This window comes from Kineosporia succinea (assembly GCF_030811555.1).
Taxonomy (GTDB): Bacteria; Actinomycetota; Actinomycetes; order Actinomycetales; family Kineosporiaceae; genus Kineosporia; species Kineosporia succinea.
In genome coordinates this window covers 3,145,195-3,162,624 of the sequence record NZ_JAUSQZ010000001.1, presented here as the reverse complement: position 1 = coordinate 3,162,624, position 17,430 = coordinate 3,145,195, and the positions used below count along the sequence as shown (strand labels likewise).

The window sequence follows — 17,430 nt, the reverse complement described above, 5'->3', positions numbered from 1 at the left end:
GATCACACTCGAGTGAACTTATCGTGGTCAGCCGCTCACGCAGGCGGGAAACAGCCGTCAGTGGGATGCAGATGACACCGACTACCCCTAGGCGCGCGACTGTCCTTCGGTATTGGATGTACCCCGTGGCCGACGGCGCCCCGCGTCGCCCGGTCATCGCTGTTCCCGGGCCCAGGCGGGTCCGGTCAACCAGGTAAGACCTGTTCGCCTCCTCGGCGGCAGGTTGACCCTCCACTCGGATCGTCCGGCACGTTCCTGCCGGTGAAGGGAAGTGGCAAAGTGGCCACCGTCACATTTGACCAGGCAACCCGCGTTTACCCGGGTGCCACCAAGCCGTCCGTGGACAAGCTCGCTCTCCACATCGAAGACGGCGAATTCCTGGTTCTGGTCGGGCCCTCGGGCTGCGGCAAGTCCACCTCGCTGCGCATGCTCGCCGGTCTGGAAGACGTCAACGAAGGACGCATCCTCATCGGCGACCGGGACGTCACGCAGATGCCGCCGAAGGACCGCGACATCGCGATGGTGTTCCAGAGCTACGCGCTCTACCCGCACATGACCGTCGGCGAGAACATGGGTTTCGCGCTGAAGATCGCGGGCGTCAGCAAGTCCGAGATCCAGCAGCGCGTGGCTGAGGCCGCCAAGATCCTCGACCTCACCGAGTACCTGGACCGCAAGCCGAAGGCCCTCTCCGGTGGTCAGCGTCAGCGTGTGGCCATGGGCCGCGCGATCGTGCGTCAGCCCCAGGTCTTCCTGATGGACGAGCCGCTGTCCAACCTGGACGCCAAGCTCCGCGTCCAGACCCGCACCCAGATCGCGTCGCTGCAGCGGCGTCTGGGCGTCACCACGGTCTACGTCACGCACGACCAGACCGAGGCCATGACGATGGGTGACCGCGTCGCGGTGCTGAAGGACGGTCTCCTGCAGCAGGTCGGCTCGCCCCGTGAGCTGTACGATCACCCGAACAACGCGTTCGTGGCCGGCTTCATCGGCTCGCCCGCGATGAACCTGCTCAACCTGCCGGTGACCAACGGCGGCGTGCAGTTCGGCGACGAGGTCTACCCGATCTCCCGCGACACCCTGAGCGCCGGCGGTTCCCGGGTCACCCTGGGTGTGCGTCCGGAAGACCTCTCCCTGTCCGACCACGGCCTCCCGGTCCAGGTCGAGCTGGTCGAGGTCCTCGGCGCCGACGCCTACCTGCACGGCACGCTGAAGAGCGAGGGCACCGACCTCCCGGTCATCGCCCGCGTCGACGGCCGCCGTCCCCCGGAGAAGGGCCAGACGGTCCACCTCCAGGCCAAGGAAGGCCACACGCACCTGTTCAACACCGAGTCGGGCGAGCGCATCGGCGCCTGACCTCGATCAACTGCTCCGCACGGATGATCCGTACCGCCGGTCCTGGGCGCCCAGGACCGGCGGTGCGGTGAAACCGGAGCCCGAGCGGGGGTTTTGAGGGATGACAGCCACACGAACACTTCAGATCACGTCCGCGGCACCCGATCCGGCCCTGCTGGACCTGCCGTGGGACGTTCCGCTGGAGAACTGGCCCGCCAACCGGCTGGCCACCCTTCCGCGCGGTATCTCGCGCCACGTCGTGCGTTTCGTGCAGCTCTCCGGCAACGTGATCGCCGCCAAGGAGATCACCGAGGAGTTCGCGCGCCGCGAGTACGGCCTGCTGCGCCTGCTGCGCCGTCTGGGCCTGCCAGCGGTCGAGCCGCTGGGCATCATCACCGGGCGCACCGACGCCAACGGTGAAGACCTCGACCCGGTGCTGCTCACCCGGCACCTGCAGTTCTCACTGCCCTACCGCGCGGTCTTCTCCCAGGCCATCGGCCCGGAGCCGGTGATGCGGCTGGTCGACGCCCAGGCCGTGCTAATGGTGCGTCTGCACCTGAGCGGCTTCTACTGGGGCGACGTCTCACTCTCGAACACGCTCTTCCGGCGGGACGCGGGCGCTTTCGCCGCCTACCTGGTCGACGCCGAGACGGGCGACCTGTACGACACCCTGAGCCGGGGGCAGCGCGAGCACGACCTCGACCTGGCGCGCACCAACATCGCCGGCGAGCTGATGGACCTCGAGGCCGGTGGCCTGCTCGACGAGAGCCTCGACCCGGTGAAGACCGCCGACGCGTTCATCGAGCGCTACCGCACCCTGTGGTCGGAGCTCACCGCCAAGGAGGCCTTCGAGCCGGACGAGCGCTGGCGGGTCGAGGCCCGTATCCGCCGTCTCAACGACCTGGGTTTCGACGTCGGCGAGCTGAACATCAACACCGACGTCACCGGCACCTCGATCGAGATCCAGCCCAAGGTGGTGGACGCGGGGCACCACCGCCGCCGTCTGCTGCGGCTGACCGGTCTGGACGTCGAGGAGAACCAGGCCCGGCGGCTGCTCAACGACCTCGACACCTACCGCGCCGCCACCGACCGGCAGGGCATCGACGAAGACGTGATCTCGCACGAGTGGCTGGCCCGCCGGTTCGAGCCGGTGGTGCGGGCCGTCCCGGCCGACATGCGCGGAAAACTGGCCCCGGCCGAGATCTTCCACGAGGTGCTGGAGCACGCGTGGTTCATCTCGGAGAACAAGGGCCGCGACATCGGTATCGACGAGGCGGTCGCCAGCTACATCCGCAACGTGCTGGTGCACCGGCCCGACGAGAAGGCCGTACTGGGTGTCGACACCCAGGAGATGCCGGTCGTGAGCGATCCGATCATCTGAAAAGCCCCCAGCACCCATGGTGGACGTTCCGGTCACCTCGACCGGGACGTCCACCATGGGTGTTTTGCTGGTTTACCGGGACGCCCGCAGACGCGACACCTCGTAGAGCGAAACGCCCATCGCCACACTGGCGTTGAGCGACTCGGTGCCGCCGATCATCGGGATCGAGGCGATCGCGTCGCAGTTCTCGCGCACCAGGCGGGACAGGCCCTTGCCCTCGGCGCCGGCGATCAGCACGAGCGGGCCGGTGGCCAGCTCCAGGCCGGGCAGCTCGACGTCGCCGCCGGCGTCCAGACCGACCACGAAAAGCCCGGCGGCCTTGAGTGACTCGATCGCCCGGTTGATGTTGGCGACTCGGGCGACCGGGGTGCGGGCAGCGGCCCCGGCCGAGGTCTTCCAGGCGGTGGCGGTCATACCGGCCGCCCTGCGCTCGGGCACGATGACGCCGTGGCCACCGAACGCGGACACCGAACGGACGACTGCACCCAGGTTGCGCGGGTCGGTCACCCCGTCGAGAACCACCAGCAGCGGCGGCCTTCCGCTGTCGACCGCGAGCTCGAGCAGATCGCTCGGGTGCGCGTAGTCGTAGGGCGGGACCTGCAGCACGAGGCCCTGGTGCACAGCCCCGCCGGTGAGCCGGTCGAGGTCGGTGCGCGAGGCCTCGAGCAGCGGAAGCCCGGCGTCGGCGGCGGTTTTCAGCGACTCGCGGACGCGGTCGTCGTTGTCGATGCCGGTGGCCACGTAGAGCGCCTTGGCCGGCACGCCGGCCCGCAGCGCCTCGACCACCGGGTTGCGGCCGGCGACCATCTCCGAACTGGCGGACGACGACGAGCGGCGCTGCTGCGAGCGGCCACCGGTGGACGAGGGCCGCCCGGTGCCCTTGCCCGACGCCTTCATGGCGTTCTTGGCCGCGGCCTTGGCCCGGCGGGCGGCGGGATGGTAGTCACGGTCGGCGGCCTTGGGCGTGGGGCCCTTGCCCTCCAGGCGCTTACGGGACTGGCCGCCGGTTCCTACCGTCGCACCCTTCTTCGAACCGGGGTTGCGAGTAGCCCCTTTACGCGACGAATTACCGGCCACTTTCGGCCTCCAGACTCCAGCGAGCGCCCTCAGGCGTGTCTTCCACTGCCACCCCGGCTGCGGTGAGCCGGTTGCGAATGGCATCCGCGGTGGCGAAATCCTTCTCCTTGCGCGCCGTCGCGCGGGCCTCGAGCTCGGCCCGCACCAGCACGTCGAGCGCGGCCGCGAGCCGACCGTCCTCGGAACCGCCCGTGGCCCAGGCCTCTTCGAGCGGGTCGAGACCGAGCACGGCGGTCATGCCGCGCACGTGCGACAGCGCTTCCTGCAGGGCGGTGGCATCTTTCTCGGCCAGCGCCCGGTTGCCCTCGCGCACGGTGTCGTGCAGCACCGCGACGGCCGCGGGCACGCCCAGGTCGTCGTCCATGGCCTCGGCGAACGCCTTGGGCACGACGTCGGTGGTGCCCTGGCCGCCGAGCCGCTCGACCGCCCGGTGCACGAAGTTCTCGATGCGCTCGTAGGCGGCCGTGGCGTCGGCCAGCGAGTCCGGGCTGATCTCGATGTTCGAGCGGTAGTGCGGCGTGGCCAGCACGTAGCGCAGCACCACCGGCCGGACCTTCTCGGTCAGCGTGGCGATCGTCATGGTGTTGCCCAGCGACTTGCTCATCTTCTCGCCGGACATGGTGACCCAGGCGTTGTGCAGCCAGTACCGGGCGAAGCCGTCGCCGGCGGCCCGGGACTGCGCCAGCTCGTTCTCGTGGTGCGGGAAGCGCAGGTCGAGACCGCCGCCGTGGATGTCGAACTCGGCCCCCAGGTAGCGGGTGGCCATCGCCGAGCACTCCAGGTGCCAGCCCGGCCGGCCGCGCCCCCAGGGTGCGGGCCAGGACGCGGTGACGGGCTCGCCCGGCTTGGCGCTCTTCCAGAGCGCGAAGTCGCGCGGGTCTTTCTTGCGGGCGTTCGGGTCGGCGTCGGCCGCGGCCTCCATGTCGTCGACCTTCTGACGCGTCAGCGACCCGTACTCCGGGAAGGAGCGCACGTCGAAGTACACGTCACCCGAGTTGTCGGCCGCGACGTAGGCGTGACCGGCGTCGATCAGCCGCTGCACCAGCTCGACCATCTCGATGACGTGCCCCGTGGCCCGCGGCTCGATGGTGGGCCGCAGCACGTTGAGCGAGTCGTAGGCGGCGGTGAACTCCTGCTCGAACCGGAAGGCGTGGGCCCACCAGTCGCGCCCGGCCTCGGCCGACTTCGCGAGGATCTTGTCGTCGATGTCGGTGACGTTGCGGACGAAGGTCACCTGCAGGCCCTGGTGCTCGAGCCAGCGGCGCAGGACGTCGAAGTTGACCTGCGCCCGCACGTGGCCGATGTGGGGCGAACTCTGCGGCGTGGCACCACAGACGTAGATACCCGCCTTGCCGGGGACGACGGGAACGAAGTCCCGTACCTGCCGGGTCGCGGAATCAAACAGTCTGAGGCTCACCTGTCAAGGTTACCGGTCTCACCCAACTACTTTTTGAACGAGGGCCGTCGCGACGGCGGCCACGCCCTCTCCGCGGCCGGTCAGACCCAGCCCGTCGGTCGTCGTGGCAGAAACTGTCACCGGAGCTCCACAGGCCTCGGAGAGCACCTTCTGGGCCTCGTCACGCCGCGGTCCGAGCTTGGGCCGGTTGCCCACCACCTGCACGGCCACGTTGCCGATCTCCCACCCCTCGGCCCGCAGTCGCCGGGCGGTCTCGGCGAGCAGCGTGGTGCCGGCCGCCCCGGCCCACTCCGGCTGCGCCGTGCCGAAGTTCGAGCCGAGGTCGCCCAGGCCGGAGGCGGACAGCAGGGCGTCGCAGGCCGCGTGGGCGGCCACGTCGGCGTCGGAGTGGCCGTCCAGGGCCCGCTCCCCCGGCCACTCCAGCCCGGCCAGCCAGAGCGTTCTCCCGCTGCCGTCGGGGGCGTAGCCGTGCACGTCGACGCCCAGCCCGGTGCGGGGGAGGCGGCTGAACCGGTCGTTGCCGGAAAGATCACTCACGGTGGCAAGTCTGGACCACAAGGCCTGGCCGGTGAATCAGTGCCGGGGCGAGCAATCGCCCGGTGCGGGCCTCGCCAGGCTCCACCGCCCTGAGGGGCGACGCCGAGGTGCGCACCGGGTGGCCCGCAGGAGGCAATGATCCACTGGCCAGGCCTATAGAATGGGGAATCGTGACTGTTCCGGCTCCCCCTTCCGACGGGCAGACCTGCCGACCCGGCGCTGCGGCCTTCGTGGTCCTGGCCGGTGGCAGCGGCACCCGGGTGGGTACCGGGCAGAACAAGGTCTACCTGCCGCTCGGTGGCCGTCCGGTGGTGTCCTGGTCGCTGTCCTGGGCCGACGCCGTGCCCGAGGTCGGCCGCGTGGTGCTGGTGATCCGCCCGCAGGACGAGTCCGTCGCCCGGGAGGCGGTGGAGGCCGCGGGGATCCGGCTGCCGGTCGAGATCATCCACGGCGGCGTGACCCGGCACGGGTCGGAGCAGAACGCGCTCGACCACCTGTCCTGGCCGATCTGCGCCGGTTCGCTGCAGGTGGTGGCGATCCACGACGGCGCCCGTCCGCTGGCCGGCCCGCAGCTGCTGCAGACCGTGATCCAGACCGCGGCGGCCCACGGTGGCGCCGTGCCCACCCTGCCCGAGAGCGAGGCCTGGGCGGTGGACGAGGCGGGCCGGCTGACCCCACCGCCGGCCGGGGAGTTCCTGCACCGGGTGCAGACGCCCCAGGCGTTCCGGGCCACCCCGCTGCTCGAGGCCTACGCCCAGGCGCTGCGCGACGGCACCGAGGGCACCGACACCTCGGCCGCGCTGGAGGGCCGCGCGGGCGTCACCGTCGTCGCGGTGCCGGGCAGCCCGCAGAACCTGAAGGTGACGTTCGCCGAAGACATGTCGCGCGCCGAGGCCCTGCTCAGCACCTGAGCCCGAGCACCGCCCGGCCCGGCAGCGGTGAAACCCTCGGAGCCGTAAGCCCGGGAGAGCCGTGAGCGCGGCGATGCCCGGGGAGCGGTGTGCCCGACGAGCGGTGTGCCCGACGAGCCGTGTGCCCGACGAGCCGTGTGCCCGACGAGCCGTGTGCCCGGAAAGCCGTGAGGCCCGGGAACGGCGGTCAACCCGCGCTCGCCACCACCGTCGCCCCGCCGGCCACGACCGCGGCCAGGATCTCCCCCGTCGTGCGGGCCCCGGGCTCGCGCCGCACCGCGTCGCGCAGCAGACCGAGCCGGGTGGCGACCGGAAGTGTCACGAACCGGTGGTGCTCGCGGTCGGCCGTGCCGGTCAGGGCGCCGTCCTCGTTCACCCGCTTGAGGGTGTCGGTGACCGGCCGCACACTGGCGACGACCACACCGTGCAGCCCCTCCACCGCGCGGATCACGGCCCCCATCCGCGCGCTCTGCCCCGGATCGGCGAGCACCACCACCCGGTCGTCGGGCTCGGCACAGGCTGCCAGCTCAGGCAGGGTGAGCACGGCGAGCGCCCCCGCCCCGCTCAGCCCGGACCGCTCGTGAGCGGGCACCTCGTCCGTCCGGATCACCGCGACAAATGCCGTGGACTCCACGCTCTCCCCATCCGAATTCCGTCGTTCATGATCGCCCGCCAACACATCCGGCCGGGATTCGGAACGCTTTTCCCGATCATTCACCCGGACGGATCTCCGGAGCCGGTTTCGGCGGTACGGATGATTTACCCGTACGGCCGAAACCGGCTCCGGAAATGCCACAAAAGAAAACCGGCGCCATCTGCAGAAGATCGTCACGCGGATTCCGAAGAACCACATGATCCGATTTCGGCGATGACGCCGGTTCAGGTCTTACGAAGATCCCCACCCGGCACCAGGACCGGGGAAGGTGGCCACCGCCAGGCGGGCGGCCGGGTGGTTCAGGAAGCCAGGACCTCGTTGAGCAGGGCCTCGGCCTTGTCTTCGTTGGTGTGCTCGGCCAGCGCCAGCTCGGAGACCAGGATCTGCCGCGCCTTGGCCAGCATGCGCTTCTCACCTGCGGAAAGGCCACGATCCTGGTCACGGCGCCAGAGGTCACGCACGACCTCGGCGACCCGGACGACGTCACCGGAGGCGAGCTTCTCCAGGTTGGCCTTGTACCGGCGGGACCAGTTGGTGGGCTCCTCGGCGTAGGGGGCGCGCAGCACCTCGAACACCTTGTCGAGGCCCTCCTGGCCCACGACATCGCGAACACCGACGAGGTCGACATTCATCGCCGGCACCTCGATGGTCAGATCTCCCTGTGCAACCTTCAGGACGAGGTACTGACGCTCCTCGCCTTTAATAGTGCGGGTCTTGATCTCCTCGATGAGTGCCGCCCCGTGATGGGGGTAAACGACAGTCTCGCCGACCGTGAAAGCCATGTGTAAGTATCCCCTTTCCCGAATACAGACTACCACGTCCAGCTAGGGAGGGACCAGAGGATCTTCAGTATTTTCGCAGGTCAGAGGCATAGCAACGATACGACGTGATGAAAAGATGCAACACAGCGTGGTTTCGAGCGGTCACGCTGGGTTCATCCCGGCCCCGGACGGCGGCCGCAGGGCGGCGCACAGCACGCCGGCACGAGGCCCTCACAGGGGCTGCACGGCCAACCCGTCGAGGCGCTTTTCCCCGGCCCTCCGGGCGCCGATGCAGCAAGGGTGCAGCCCTGCCGCCCGCCCGCGCACAGACGGCATGTCCCAGCGGCGTGGGGTGCCTCAAGTGTCCGCCGGGCGCCCGATAGGCTGCGACCGCACTTTTCGAATCCGCAGGAGGCCAGCGCCGTGAAGCGCACCCGTGTTCTAGCCGCCAAGACCGCCCTTGCCACCAGCGTCCTGGCCCTCGGTCTGGCCGGCTGCTCGGTCCTGAACCCCGCCGTCATCAAAGACCCGTACCCGGCGTCCGACGGCATCGACGCCGACCTGCCCGGTCAGGGCCGGAGCAGCACCGTCCTGCTGCGCAACCTGATGGTGATCGGCGCCGAGAAGGGCGGCGAGGCCGAGCTCATCGGCTCCGTGATCAACCGCGGCACCACCGACGCGCGGGTGCAGCTGCAGGCCGCCGTCGGCGAGACCGGTCAGCCCAGCCAGACCACCGTCGCCGTGCCCGCCGGATCCTCGGTGCAGCTCGGCCCGGGCGCCAACCAGACCCCGGTCTCGATCAGCTCGCTCGCCGTCGACCCGGGGGCCCTCACCGGTCTCACCGCGTCGACCACGAACGGCGGGCGCATCGACCTGAGCCTGCCCGTGCGCCTGCCCGAGGGCGACTACGCCACCGTCACGCCGGCCGCCGAGCCCAGCCCGAGCGCGACCACCCGTCCGCGCAACGGCAACGGCAACGGCAACAACAGCGGCAGCAGCGAGACCACCGAGTCGACCGGCGCCGGGGCCTCGCCCGACGCCTCGGTCAGCCCGGCCGTCGAGGAGTCCGAGACCGCCAACTGAGGCCGGCTCGGGCAAGCAAGCCCCGGTCACACGCAGAAGGGCGGCTCCCGGTGGGGGAGCCGCCCTTCCGCGTGTCCGTGATCAGGCCTCGAACTTGTAGCCCAGGCCGCGCACGGTGACCAGGTAGCGGGGGCTGGCCGGGTCGGGCTCCAGCTTGCCGCGCAGGCGCTTCACGTGGACGTCGAGGGTCTTGGTGTCGCCGACGTAGTCGGAACCCCAGACCCGGTCGATCAGCTGCATCCGGGTCAGCACCCGGCCGGCGTTGCGCAGCAGCAGCTCGAGCAGCTCGAACTCCTTCAGCGGCATCGGCACGGCGTCGCCGTTGACCGTCACCACGTGCCGCTCCACGTCCATCCGGACCGGGCCGGCCTCGACCGTGGCGCCCTCGACCGCGTCCGGCTCGGTGCCGCGGCGCAGCACGGCCCGGATCCGGGCGACGAGCTCACGGGACGAGTAGGGCTTGGTCACGTAGTCGTCGGCGCCGAGCTCGAGCCCGACCACCTTGTCGATCTCGCTGTCCTTGGCGGTCAGCATGATCACCGGCACCTTGCTGCGCACGCGCAGCTGGCGGCAGACCTCGGTGCCGGGCAGGTCGGGGAGCATCAGGTCGAGCAGGACCAGGTCGGCGCCATTGCGGTCGAACTCGTCCAGGGCGGCCGGACCGTCGCCGGCCACTGCGACCTCGTAGCCCTCTCGGCGCAGGAGGTAGGACAGCGGGTCGCTGATCGACTCCTCGTCCTCCACCACCAGGATGCGGGTCACGGGGTTGCTCCTTTCAGCGCGGACCCCGCGTCCTGCGGGAGTCCTCTCTCAGCGGTCCCGGCGGCACCAGGGGTGGCCGGCGGGAGTGGTGCGGTCTCGGGTGCGGGAGCCTGCGGCTCCCAGGTCTCGGTGGTGGAGTGATCGGCGTCCACCACCGGGTGCGAGGCGGGCTGCACGCTCTCCGGCAGCCGCAGCGTGAAGGTCGAGCCCTGACCGGGCCGGCTCCACAGCATGACCTCGCCGCCGTGGTTCGCCGCCACGTGCTTCACGATGCTCAGCCCCAGGCCGGTGCCCCCGGTGACCCGGGAGCGGGCCGGATCGACCCGGTAGAAGCGCTCGAAGATCCGGTCCTGGTCGGCGCCCGAGATCCCGATGCCCTGGTCGCTGACCACGATCTCGCAGATCCCGCCGACGCGGCGCACCCCGACCCCGACCCGGGTGTTCTCCGGGGAGTAGGAGATCGCGTTGTCGACGAGGTTGCGGATGGCCGTGACCAGGAGGTTGTGGTCGCCGTAGACGACCGCGCCGTGGTCGCCCCCGACGACCACCTCGATGTTCTTGTTGCGCGAGGCCATCGAGCAGCGGTCGACCGCGTCGGAGATCGCGTCGTCGATGCCGACCGGCACAGGCGGGTGCAGGGCGTCGGCCACCTGGAGCCGGGACAGGTCGATGATCTCCTGCACCAGCTTGGTCAGGCGGGTCGACTCCCGGGACATCTGACCGGAGAAGTGCCGCACCGCGTCGGCGTCGTCGGCGGCGTCGGCCACCGCCTCGGCCAGCAGGCTGAGAGCGCCGATCGGGGTCTTGAGCTCGTGGCTGACGTTGGCCACGAAGTCACGCCGCACCTCTTCGACCCGCTTGGCCTCGGTGCGGTCTTCGACCAGCACCAGCACCAGGTCGGGCCGCAGCGGGGCGACGCGGGCGTAGACCACCAGGCGGCCACGGCCGAGCGGGCCGCGGGGCAGCTCCAGCTCGCGCTCGCGCACCAGGCCGAGGGTGCCCGCCTCGGCGGCCATCTCGCGCAGCTCGGCGTGCACCAGCTCGCGGCCACGCACCAGACCGAACGCGTGGGCCGCGGGGCTGGACTTGATCAGGCGGCCGTCGGTGCCGAGCACCACCGAGGCGGAGGCGAGAACGTTGAGGACGTCGGCCGCACCCTCGGGCAGCGGGCCGGTGGGCAGCGGGGTCACCGCCTGCTGCTCCTCGCGTCTGCCCCGCCCGGCAACGCTCAGGACGCCCAGGACCAGCCCGACGACCAGGCCGATCCCGGTGGCGATGGCAAAGGCCAGGGGCGTGCTCACCATGTCAGCGTAAGCTGATAGCCGGGCAGTTTTGCGGCGGAAGGTCTGACCGGCTCAACCCTTCGACGCCTGTTCACCTTCAGCTGGGGATCTATTCATGGGTCGCTGCGAGCGTGAGTCCCGATCCGCCGTCGCACCGTCACCCGCGGTGACGACGTCTGCCCCGACAGGTGAAGAGAGACAGCCGTGGCCGAAGCCAGACAACCGGGAGCTCCAGTGAGCGGCGGGATCCGCGAGCAGTTCGAGACCGACCTGCAGTCGATCGACGACCAGCTGGTCGAGATGACCCGCCTGGTGGGTTCGGCGATGGCGCGGGCCACCACCGCCCTGCTCGACGCCGACCTCCCCCTCGCGGAGAGCGTGATCGGCGCCGACGAGCAGGTCGACGCGCTGCACCACGACCTCGAAGAGCGGGCCCTGGTGCTGATCGCCCGGCAGGCTCCGGTGGCCACCGACCTGCGCACCCTGATCGCCGCCCTGCGCATGAGCGCCGACCTCGAGCGCATGGGCGACCTGGCCCGGCACGTGGCCAAGCTGGCCCGGCTGCGCTACCCGAACTCCGCGGTGCCGGCCGAACTGCGCGCCGACATCGTCGAGATGGGTCACATCGCCGAGCGACTGGTGATCAAGACCGGCTCGATCATCGCCAGCCGCGACATCAAGTCGGCCGAGGAGCTCGAGGCCGACGACGACGCGATGGACCGCATCCACCGCGACCTGTTCGGCAAGCTGCTGGCCCCCGACTGGGCCCACGGCGTCGAGACGGCCGTCGACATCACCCTGCTGAGCCGCTACTACGAGCGCTACGGCGACCACGCCGTGGGCGTCTGCCGCCGGGTGGTCTTCCTGGTCACCGGCGACCACTCCGCGGCCCACGGTGAGCCGGCCGAGCAGGTCTGAACCACCCCGAAAAATGAGGGACGCGTGGGGGTGGCCCCCACGCGTCCCTCATTTCTGGGCCCGGAAGCTCAGCGGCCCTGGTTGGCCACCGCCGCGACAGCAGCCGCGGCCGCGTCGGGGTCGAGGTACTTGCCACCCTTGACGACGGGCTTGAAGTTCTCGTCGAGCTCGTAGACCAGCGGGATGCCGGTCGGGATGTTGAGCCCGGCGATGTCGTCGTCGGAGATGCCGTCGAGGTGCTTGACCAGCGCGCGCAGCGAGTTGCCGTGCGCCGCGAGCAGAACCGTCTTGCCGGCCTTCAGGTCGGGGATCACCTCGCCCTCCCAGTACGGGAGGAAGCGGGCCACCACGTCTTTCAGGCACTCGGTGGAGGGCAGGTCGTCGCCGAGGTCCGCGTAGCGGGGGTCGTCCGCCTGGGAGAACTCGTCGTCCGCGGCGATCGGCGGCGGCGGCGTGGCGTAGGACCGGCGCCAGAGCATGAACTGCTCCTCACCGAACTCGGCCAGCGTCTGCTTCTTGTCCTTGCCCTGCAGAGCGCCGTAGTGACGCTCGTTGAGACGCCAGTTGCGCTTGACCGGGATCCAGTGCCGGTCCGCGGCGTCGAGCGCCAGGAAGGCCGTGGTGATCGCGCGGCGCAGCAGCGACGTGTGCACGACGTCGGGCAGGATCCCCGCGTCGGTCAGAAGCTTGCCGCCCGCAGCGGCCTCCTCGCGGCCCTTGGCCGACAGGGGCACGTCGACCCAGCCGGTGAACAGGTTCTTCGCGTTCCATTCGCTCTCGCCGTGACGGAGCAGCACGAGGGTGTACGCCATACCCCGCACATTAGTGGACGCGCCTTTTGGTCACTCGGCCCGTTGGTCGTCGAGCAGGTGACGAAAGGCCTCGAGGTTGCGGGTCGATTCACCACGATCGGTGCGCCAGGCCCATTCCCGGCGCATCGAGGTGAGGAAACCGAGGGCCAGCAGGTCGTTGAACGAGCCGTCGGACGCGGTCAGCAGCGCACCGAGCAGGTCGTCGATCGTGTCGGGGGTCACCCCGGGCAGCGGGATGCGGCCGGTCAGGTAGACGTCACCCAGCTGGTCGAGCGCGAACGCGATCCCGGGCAGCCGCACGTTGCGCTGCAGCATCCAGCGGTAGAACGCCTCGTGGTTCTCGTCGGGACGCCGCATCACGAACGCCGACACGCTGAGGGCGCGGTCGGTCACGAGCAACGACACCCCGGTCTTCAGCTTCGCCTCGCCCGGCAGCTCGACCACGAACTCGCCCCTGCGGGTCCCGGTCACCAACTCGAGGCCCGCCTCGTCCGCCCATCGGCGCAGGGCGTCCACCGCGTCCCCCGTCGGCTCGCTCATCCGGCTGCCACCACCCATTTGGGACGCCGGTGGGCGGCGCACGCGGCCGCGTAGGTCGCGAGGGTGGCGTCGACCGTGTGGTCCCAGCCGAAGCCGTTCGCGTGGCGCACGGCCGCCCGGCCCATGCGCTCGCGCACGAGCGGGGCGCCCAGCAGGTCGTCGAGGGCGCTCGCCCAGTGCGCCGGCTCGTGGCCGGTGATCAGCAGGCCGGTGCGACCGTCACGCACCGCGGAGGCCAGACCGCCCACCCGGGCCGCCACCACCGGGGTGCCGCAGGCCTGTGCCTCGACCGCGACCAGGCCGAACGACTCGCTGTGGGAAGGCATCGCGAGCAGGTCGGCGGCGCGGTACCAGTCGGCCAGAACAGCCCGGTCGGCCGGCGGGTGGAACTGCACCAGGTCGCCGATGCCCAGCTCGACGGCCAGCTTCTGCAGCTCCTCGGGACGTTCCAGCCCGGAGCCGCTGGGCCCGCCGAGCACCGCGACGAGGAGGTTCTCGCGGCGCTGCGGGTTGCGGACGACCAGCTCGGCAACGGCCTTCAGCAGCACGTCGGGGGCCTTCAGCGGCTGGATGCGGCCGACGAAGAGGATCACGTCGGTCTTCGCGGCCAGGCCCAGACGCTGACGGGCGCCGCTCCGGCCGCCGTTCGCGTGCGGGCCGAAGGTGCTCAGGTCGACACCCGGCGGGATCACCGAGACCAGGTCCGGATCGGCGCCGTAGAGGCTGATCAGGTCGCGGGCCTCGAGGTCGGTGTTCGCGATCAGCCCGTCGGCCGCCGCCACCACCTGCTCCTCGCCGATCACCCGGCCGGCCGGTTCCGGCTTGTCGTCCGCCGCCAGCGACAGGTTCTTCACCTTGGCCATGGTGTGCATGGTGTGCAGCAGCGGCACGTTCCAGCGCTCGGCGGCCAGCCAGCCGACCTGCCCCGAGAGCCAGTAGTGCGAGTGGATCAGGTCGTACCAGCCGGCGGTGCGGCGGGCCTCGGTGCGCAGCACGCCCGCACTGAAGGCACACAGCTGGCCGGGCAGGTCGTCCTTGGAGAGCCCGTCGTAGGGGCCCGCCACCACGTTGCGCACCAGCACCCCGGGCAGCATCTCGGTGACGGGCGGCAGGTCGCCCGAGGTGGCCCGGGTGAAGATCTCCACCTCGGTGCCGCGCTCGGCCAGCCGCTTGGCCGTCTCCACCACGTACACGTTGAGCCCGCCCGCGTCACCCGTGCCCGGCTGCTCCAGCGGGGAGGTGTGCACGGAGAGCATCGCGACCCGTCCGGGGGTTCCGTCCGGCCTCAGCCCCATGCGTCCTCCTTGCTCGTTCCACACCGCTGAAAAACCCCCGAAGGAAGCTAACTCACGGAACCAGGCCGCTCTTCCCGATGTTGGCGGGGGTGACCGTCACCACGTGGTCACAGCGGTGTGCGGTCCCGTCCCGGGAGCAGTCGGCGGGCTGTCCCCGGGCTGCAGTCAGGACAACCGTTCGGGCGTGTGCGGCGTGCCCCGGGTGGGCGGGCGCTGTCCTCCGCCGCACCCGTCGTCATCCGCCCGCGCGCTGCCGCGGTGACAACCATCGGGCGGGGTCGCGCGTTCCCTGGGTGGGCGGGGCCGGCCCGGGCCCCGGACGAGGCCACCTAGGCTCTGTCCCCGTGACCCCGCCCCGAGCCCCTGCCGTCCAGGGCACGATCACCCGGGGCACGACCAACCCCAACCGGCTGCGCCGCGTCGACCGCTGGCTGGCCGGGCCGGCCGCCGCCCGGCTGCGGCGGGCCCGCGACCCGCTGGTGGTCGACCTCGGCTACGGGGCCAGCCCGATCACGGCGGTGGAGCTGCACCGGCGGCTGAGCGTGGTGCGGCCGGACGTGGACGTGGTCGGCATCGAGATCGACCCGGCCCGGGTGAGCGTGGCCAAGCCGCTCGAACGGCCGGGGCTGAGCTTCCGGGTGGGTGGGTTCGAGCTGCCGCTGGACGGGCGCCGTCCGGTGTTCGTGCGGGCCTACAACGTGCTGCGGCAGTACGCCGAGCCCGAGGTCGCACCGGCCTGGGACCTGGTGCGCTCGCGGCTGGCCCCCGGCGGCCTGCTGGTCGACGGCACCTGCGACGAGATCGGGCGGCGGTCGGCCTGGGTGGCGGTGGACGCCGGGCACGGGCCGGTCTCGCTGAGCGTCTCGTTGCGGCTGGGTGGGCTGGAGCGTCCGTCGGACGTGGCCGAGCGCCTGCCCAAGGCCCTGATCCACCGAAACGTGCCGGGTGAGCGGGTGCACGCGTACCTGGGCGCGCTCGACGCGGCCTGGGCGCGGCACGCGCCGCTGAGCTCGTTCGGGGCACGGCAGCGGTGGCTGGCGACGGTGCACACGATGAAGGACGCCGGATGGCCCGTTCTCGACGGGCCGTCCCGGTGGCGACTGGGCGAGATCACGGTCGGGTGGGACAGCGTGCGGCCCGGTTCCTGAGCCGGCTCAGGCCTCGAGCAGGATCGTCACCGGGCCGTCGTTGACCAGCTCGACCTGCATGTCCGCGCCGAAGCGACCGGTTGCCACCTTGAGCCCGTGCTCGCAGCGCAGCGCCTCGGCGACGGCGTCGACCAGGGGCTGCGCCACCGGGCCGGGCGCGGCCTGGTTCCAGGACGGGCGGCGGCCCTTGGCGGTGTCCGCGTAGAGCGTGAACTGGCTGATCAGCAGCACTCCGGCGCCCACGTCGACGGCGGCCTTCTCGTCGCGCAGGATGCGCAGGGTCGCGATCTTGCGGGCGATGGTGGCCACCTGACCGGGCCCGTCGCCGTGGGTGGCACCGAGCAGCACCACCAGACCGGGCCCGTCGAGGGCACCGACCTCTTCACCCTCGACCGTGACCCGCCCCGACAACGCCCGCTGAACGACTGCTCTCACAGCCGTTCAGCGTAGCGGCGGGCGCACGCTCAGAAGCCCAGGGCGACCTGGTCGAGCTGGTAGCGCCGGGCGACCTCGGCGGTCAGCGCGTCGACCACGTGCTGAACCTGCTTGCGGGAGCGGGAGACCCGGCCCTCGACGTCGTGCAGCTTCTGGATCGCGGCCTCGAGATCGGCGTCGGGCATGTCGAGGTCGGAGGCGCTGACGTCGGACACGGCGCGCTCGGCCTCGCGGCGGTGCTCGCCCACCCGGCTCGGCTCGGCCGCCATGTGCCGGCCCATGCCGCGGTCGCTGCGCTTCTCGGCCCCGAGGATCTTCTTCAGCGTCTCGGCGATCGCCTCGTCGGTGCGGTTGCCGAACACCGGGGCGTCGGAGCCGTCACCGCTGCGGCGCTGTTGCTCGGCGCGCAGGATGTCGATGCGCCCCTGCAGCAGGCGGCGGGCGTAGGAGAGGTCGACCTCTTCCTGGTCGGCCTCGGCGCGGCGGGCCCTGACCTCTTCGAGCTCGAGCCCGTCGAGCCCGTCCACGAACTCCGGAGCGAGCACCCGGTCGATCCGGCGACGCCCTCCGGGCATGTACTCGGTCATGGACCCTCCTGAGGTCGAGCAGTCACGCTGGCACCGTCCGGCCCGCACGTCGCGAGCGCGGTGACTTCGGGTGAGCCTAGCGGCTCTTCGGTGCCGATGCGTGACTGTGCGACCTCGGAAAGCTACGAGTCTCCGGAGATAGCCCGACCGGGTGAACGACCTACCAGCGGCCGTAGGGGCCGCTGTTGCCGCCGCCGGTGATCGACTTGATCGCGGGGCGCACGTCGACCAGGTACACGGCCGCGGCCACGAAGGCGATCAGGTCGAAGAAGCTGAACGGGTTGAACACGAAGATCACGCCGATCGCCGTGGCCACACCCAGGATGGTCAGCCACAGCGGCTTGGTGAGCTTGCCCGCGGCCGTGAACGCGTCGGTGCGCTGACGCAGCGCGTCGACGAGGGCGAAGGCCTGCACACCCAGAGCCAGCACACCGATGGTGAGCGTCAGAAGGCCTTGGAGATTACCCAGCGCGTCCATAGACATACCTTAGGGCCT

At 71.0% G+C, this 17,430-nt stretch carries 19 protein-coding genes; 6 read left to right on the top strand and 13 right to left on the bottom strand.

Translation table 11 applies throughout. The features are described from left to right. Positions 1 to 279 precede the first annotated feature (279 nt). Positions 280 to 1,353, top strand: coding sequence for an ABC transporter ATP-binding protein (locus J2S57_RS13855; RefSeq protein WP_307242484.1), 1,074 nt, complete (start codon positions 280 to 282; stop codon positions 1,351 to 1,353). A 100-nt stretch (positions 1,354 to 1,453) separates the two neighbouring features. Further along, the gene (locus tag J2S57_RS13850) at positions 1,454 to 2,713 is read left to right on the top strand and encodes a DUF4032 domain-containing protein (RefSeq protein ID WP_307242482.1); all 1,260 of its coding nucleotides are present in this window, start codon (positions 1,454 to 1,456) and stop codon (positions 2,711 to 2,713) included. A gap of 72 nt (positions 2,714 to 2,785) precedes the next feature. Here J2S57_RS13850 and rlmB read toward each other — a convergent pair whose 3' ends face one another. Genes rlmB through ispF form a run of 3 tightly spaced genes read right to left on the bottom strand, consistent with a single transcriptional unit; the run spans position 2,786 to position 5,744 of the window. Then, positions 2,786 to 3,790, bottom strand: coding sequence for a 23S rRNA (guanosine(2251)-2'-O)-methyltransferase RlmB (rlmB, locus tag J2S57_RS13845; RefSeq protein WP_307242479.1), 1,005 nt, complete (start codon positions 3,788 to 3,790; stop codon positions 2,786 to 2,788). After that, positions 3,780 to 5,207: a cysteine--tRNA ligase gene (cysS, locus tag J2S57_RS13840; protein ID WP_307242477.1), complete on the bottom strand. Its 1,428-nt coding sequence runs from the start codon at positions 5,205 to 5,207 to the stop codon at positions 3,780 to 3,782. Before cysS ends, rlmB begins: the two co-directional genes overlap by 11 nt. An 18-nt stretch (positions 5,208 to 5,225) precedes the next feature. Then, a complete protein-coding gene (gene ispF, locus J2S57_RS13835; RefSeq protein WP_307242475.1) occupies positions 5,226 to 5,744 on the bottom strand; it encodes a 2-C-methyl-D-erythritol 2,4-cyclodiphosphate synthase in 519 nt (172 codons plus the stop codon). A gap of 170 nt (positions 5,745 to 5,914) precedes the next feature. On the opposite strand from ispF, the gene J2S57_RS13830 reads away from it, so the two are divergent. Further along, positions 5,915 to 6,655, top strand: a complete 741-nt coding sequence (locus tag J2S57_RS13830; RefSeq protein WP_307242473.1) for an IspD/TarI family cytidylyltransferase — start codon at positions 5,915 to 5,917, stop codon at positions 6,653 to 6,655. A gap of 187 nt (positions 6,656 to 6,842) precedes the next feature. On the opposite strand, the gene J2S57_RS13825 is transcribed toward J2S57_RS13830, so the two are convergent. Both J2S57_RS13825 and J2S57_RS13820 read right to left on the bottom strand, forming a co-directional pair. Further along, positions 6,843 to 7,289, bottom strand: a complete 447-nt coding sequence (locus J2S57_RS13825) for a 2-C-methyl-D-erythritol 4-phosphate cytidylyltransferase (protein ID WP_307242471.1) — start codon at positions 7,287 to 7,289, stop codon at positions 6,843 to 6,845. A 320-nt stretch (positions 7,290 to 7,609) separates the two neighbouring features. After that, entirely contained in the window at positions 7,610 to 8,092 is a 483-nt protein-coding gene (locus tag J2S57_RS13820) for a CarD family transcriptional regulator (protein ID WP_214153782.1), read from the bottom strand. A gap of 402 nt (positions 8,093 to 8,494) precedes the next feature. On the opposite strand from J2S57_RS13820, the gene J2S57_RS13815 reads away from it, so the two are divergent. Beyond that, entirely contained in the window at positions 8,495 to 9,154 is a 660-nt protein-coding gene (locus J2S57_RS13815; RefSeq protein ID WP_307242469.1) for a hypothetical protein, read from the top strand. A gap of 81 nt (positions 9,155 to 9,235) precedes the next feature. Here J2S57_RS13815 and J2S57_RS13810 read toward each other — a convergent pair whose 3' ends face one another. Both J2S57_RS13810 and J2S57_RS13805 read right to left on the bottom strand, forming a co-directional pair. Then, positions 9,236 to 9,916 carry a response regulator gene (locus J2S57_RS13810; RefSeq protein WP_307242467.1) on the bottom strand — a complete coding sequence of 227 codons (681 nt, stop codon included), beginning with the start codon at positions 9,914 to 9,916 and terminating at the stop codon, positions 9,236 to 9,238. Further along, positions 9,913 to 11,220 (bottom strand): sensor histidine kinase, encoded by a 1,308-nt coding sequence (locus tag J2S57_RS13805; RefSeq protein ID WP_370882468.1) that lies wholly within the window; start codon positions 11,218 to 11,220, stop codon positions 9,913 to 9,915. The genes J2S57_RS13810 and J2S57_RS13805 overlap by 4 nt, the downstream gene beginning before the upstream one ends. A 213-nt stretch (positions 11,221 to 11,433) precedes the next feature. Between J2S57_RS13805 and phoU the strand changes: the two genes are divergently transcribed. After that, the gene (gene phoU / locus J2S57_RS13800; RefSeq protein WP_307242462.1) at positions 11,434 to 12,117 is read left to right on the top strand and encodes a phosphate signaling complex protein PhoU; all 684 of its coding nucleotides are present in this window, start codon (positions 11,434 to 11,436) and stop codon (positions 12,115 to 12,117) included. A 68-nt stretch (positions 12,118 to 12,185) separates the two neighbouring features. Here the strand turns inward: phoU and J2S57_RS13795 are convergent, their stop codons facing one another. The 3 genes from J2S57_RS13795 to mshA are packed head-to-tail and all read right to left on the bottom strand — an operon-like array spanning position 12,186 to position 14,764. Continuing rightward, the gene (locus J2S57_RS13795; RefSeq protein ID WP_307242460.1) at positions 12,186 to 12,929 is read right to left on the bottom strand and encodes a phosphoglyceromutase; all 744 of its coding nucleotides are present in this window, start codon (positions 12,927 to 12,929) and stop codon (positions 12,186 to 12,188) included. A gap of 30 nt (positions 12,930 to 12,959) precedes the next feature. Beyond that, positions 12,960 to 13,469, bottom strand: a complete 510-nt coding sequence (locus J2S57_RS13790) for a type III secretion system chaperone family protein (RefSeq protein WP_307242458.1) — start codon at positions 13,467 to 13,469, stop codon at positions 12,960 to 12,962. Continuing rightward, positions 13,466 to 14,764: a D-inositol-3-phosphate glycosyltransferase gene (mshA, locus tag J2S57_RS13785; RefSeq protein WP_307242456.1), complete on the bottom strand. Its 1,299-nt coding sequence runs from the start codon at positions 14,762 to 14,764 to the stop codon at positions 13,466 to 13,468. The genes J2S57_RS13790 and mshA overlap by 4 nt, the downstream gene beginning before the upstream one ends. Positions 14,765 to 15,108: 344 nt before the next feature. Here mshA and J2S57_RS13780 point away from each other — a divergent pair, with 344 nt between their 5' ends. Then, positions 15,109 to 15,912, top strand: a complete 804-nt coding sequence (locus tag J2S57_RS13780; protein ID WP_307242454.1) for a class I SAM-dependent methyltransferase — start codon at positions 15,109 to 15,111, stop codon at positions 15,910 to 15,912. 6 nt (positions 15,913 to 15,918) lie between these two features. Here J2S57_RS13780 and dtd read toward each other — a convergent pair whose 3' ends face one another. The 3 genes from dtd to J2S57_RS13765 form a co-directional block, all read right to left on the bottom strand. After that, entirely contained in the window at positions 15,919 to 16,347 is a 429-nt protein-coding gene (gene dtd, locus J2S57_RS13775; RefSeq protein ID WP_307242452.1) for a D-aminoacyl-tRNA deacylase, read from the bottom strand. A gap of 29 nt (positions 16,348 to 16,376) precedes the next feature. Further along, on the bottom strand, positions 16,377 to 16,934 hold the full coding sequence (locus J2S57_RS13770) for an RsiG family protein (RefSeq protein WP_307242449.1): 558 nt from the start codon (positions 16,932 to 16,934) through the stop codon (positions 16,377 to 16,379). 160 nt (positions 16,935 to 17,094) lie between these two features. Next, positions 17,095 to 17,412: a DUF2516 family protein gene (locus J2S57_RS13765; RefSeq protein ID WP_307242446.1), complete on the bottom strand. Its 318-nt coding sequence runs from the start codon at positions 17,410 to 17,412 to the stop codon at positions 17,095 to 17,097. Positions 17,413 to 17,430: the final 18 nt, after the last annotated feature.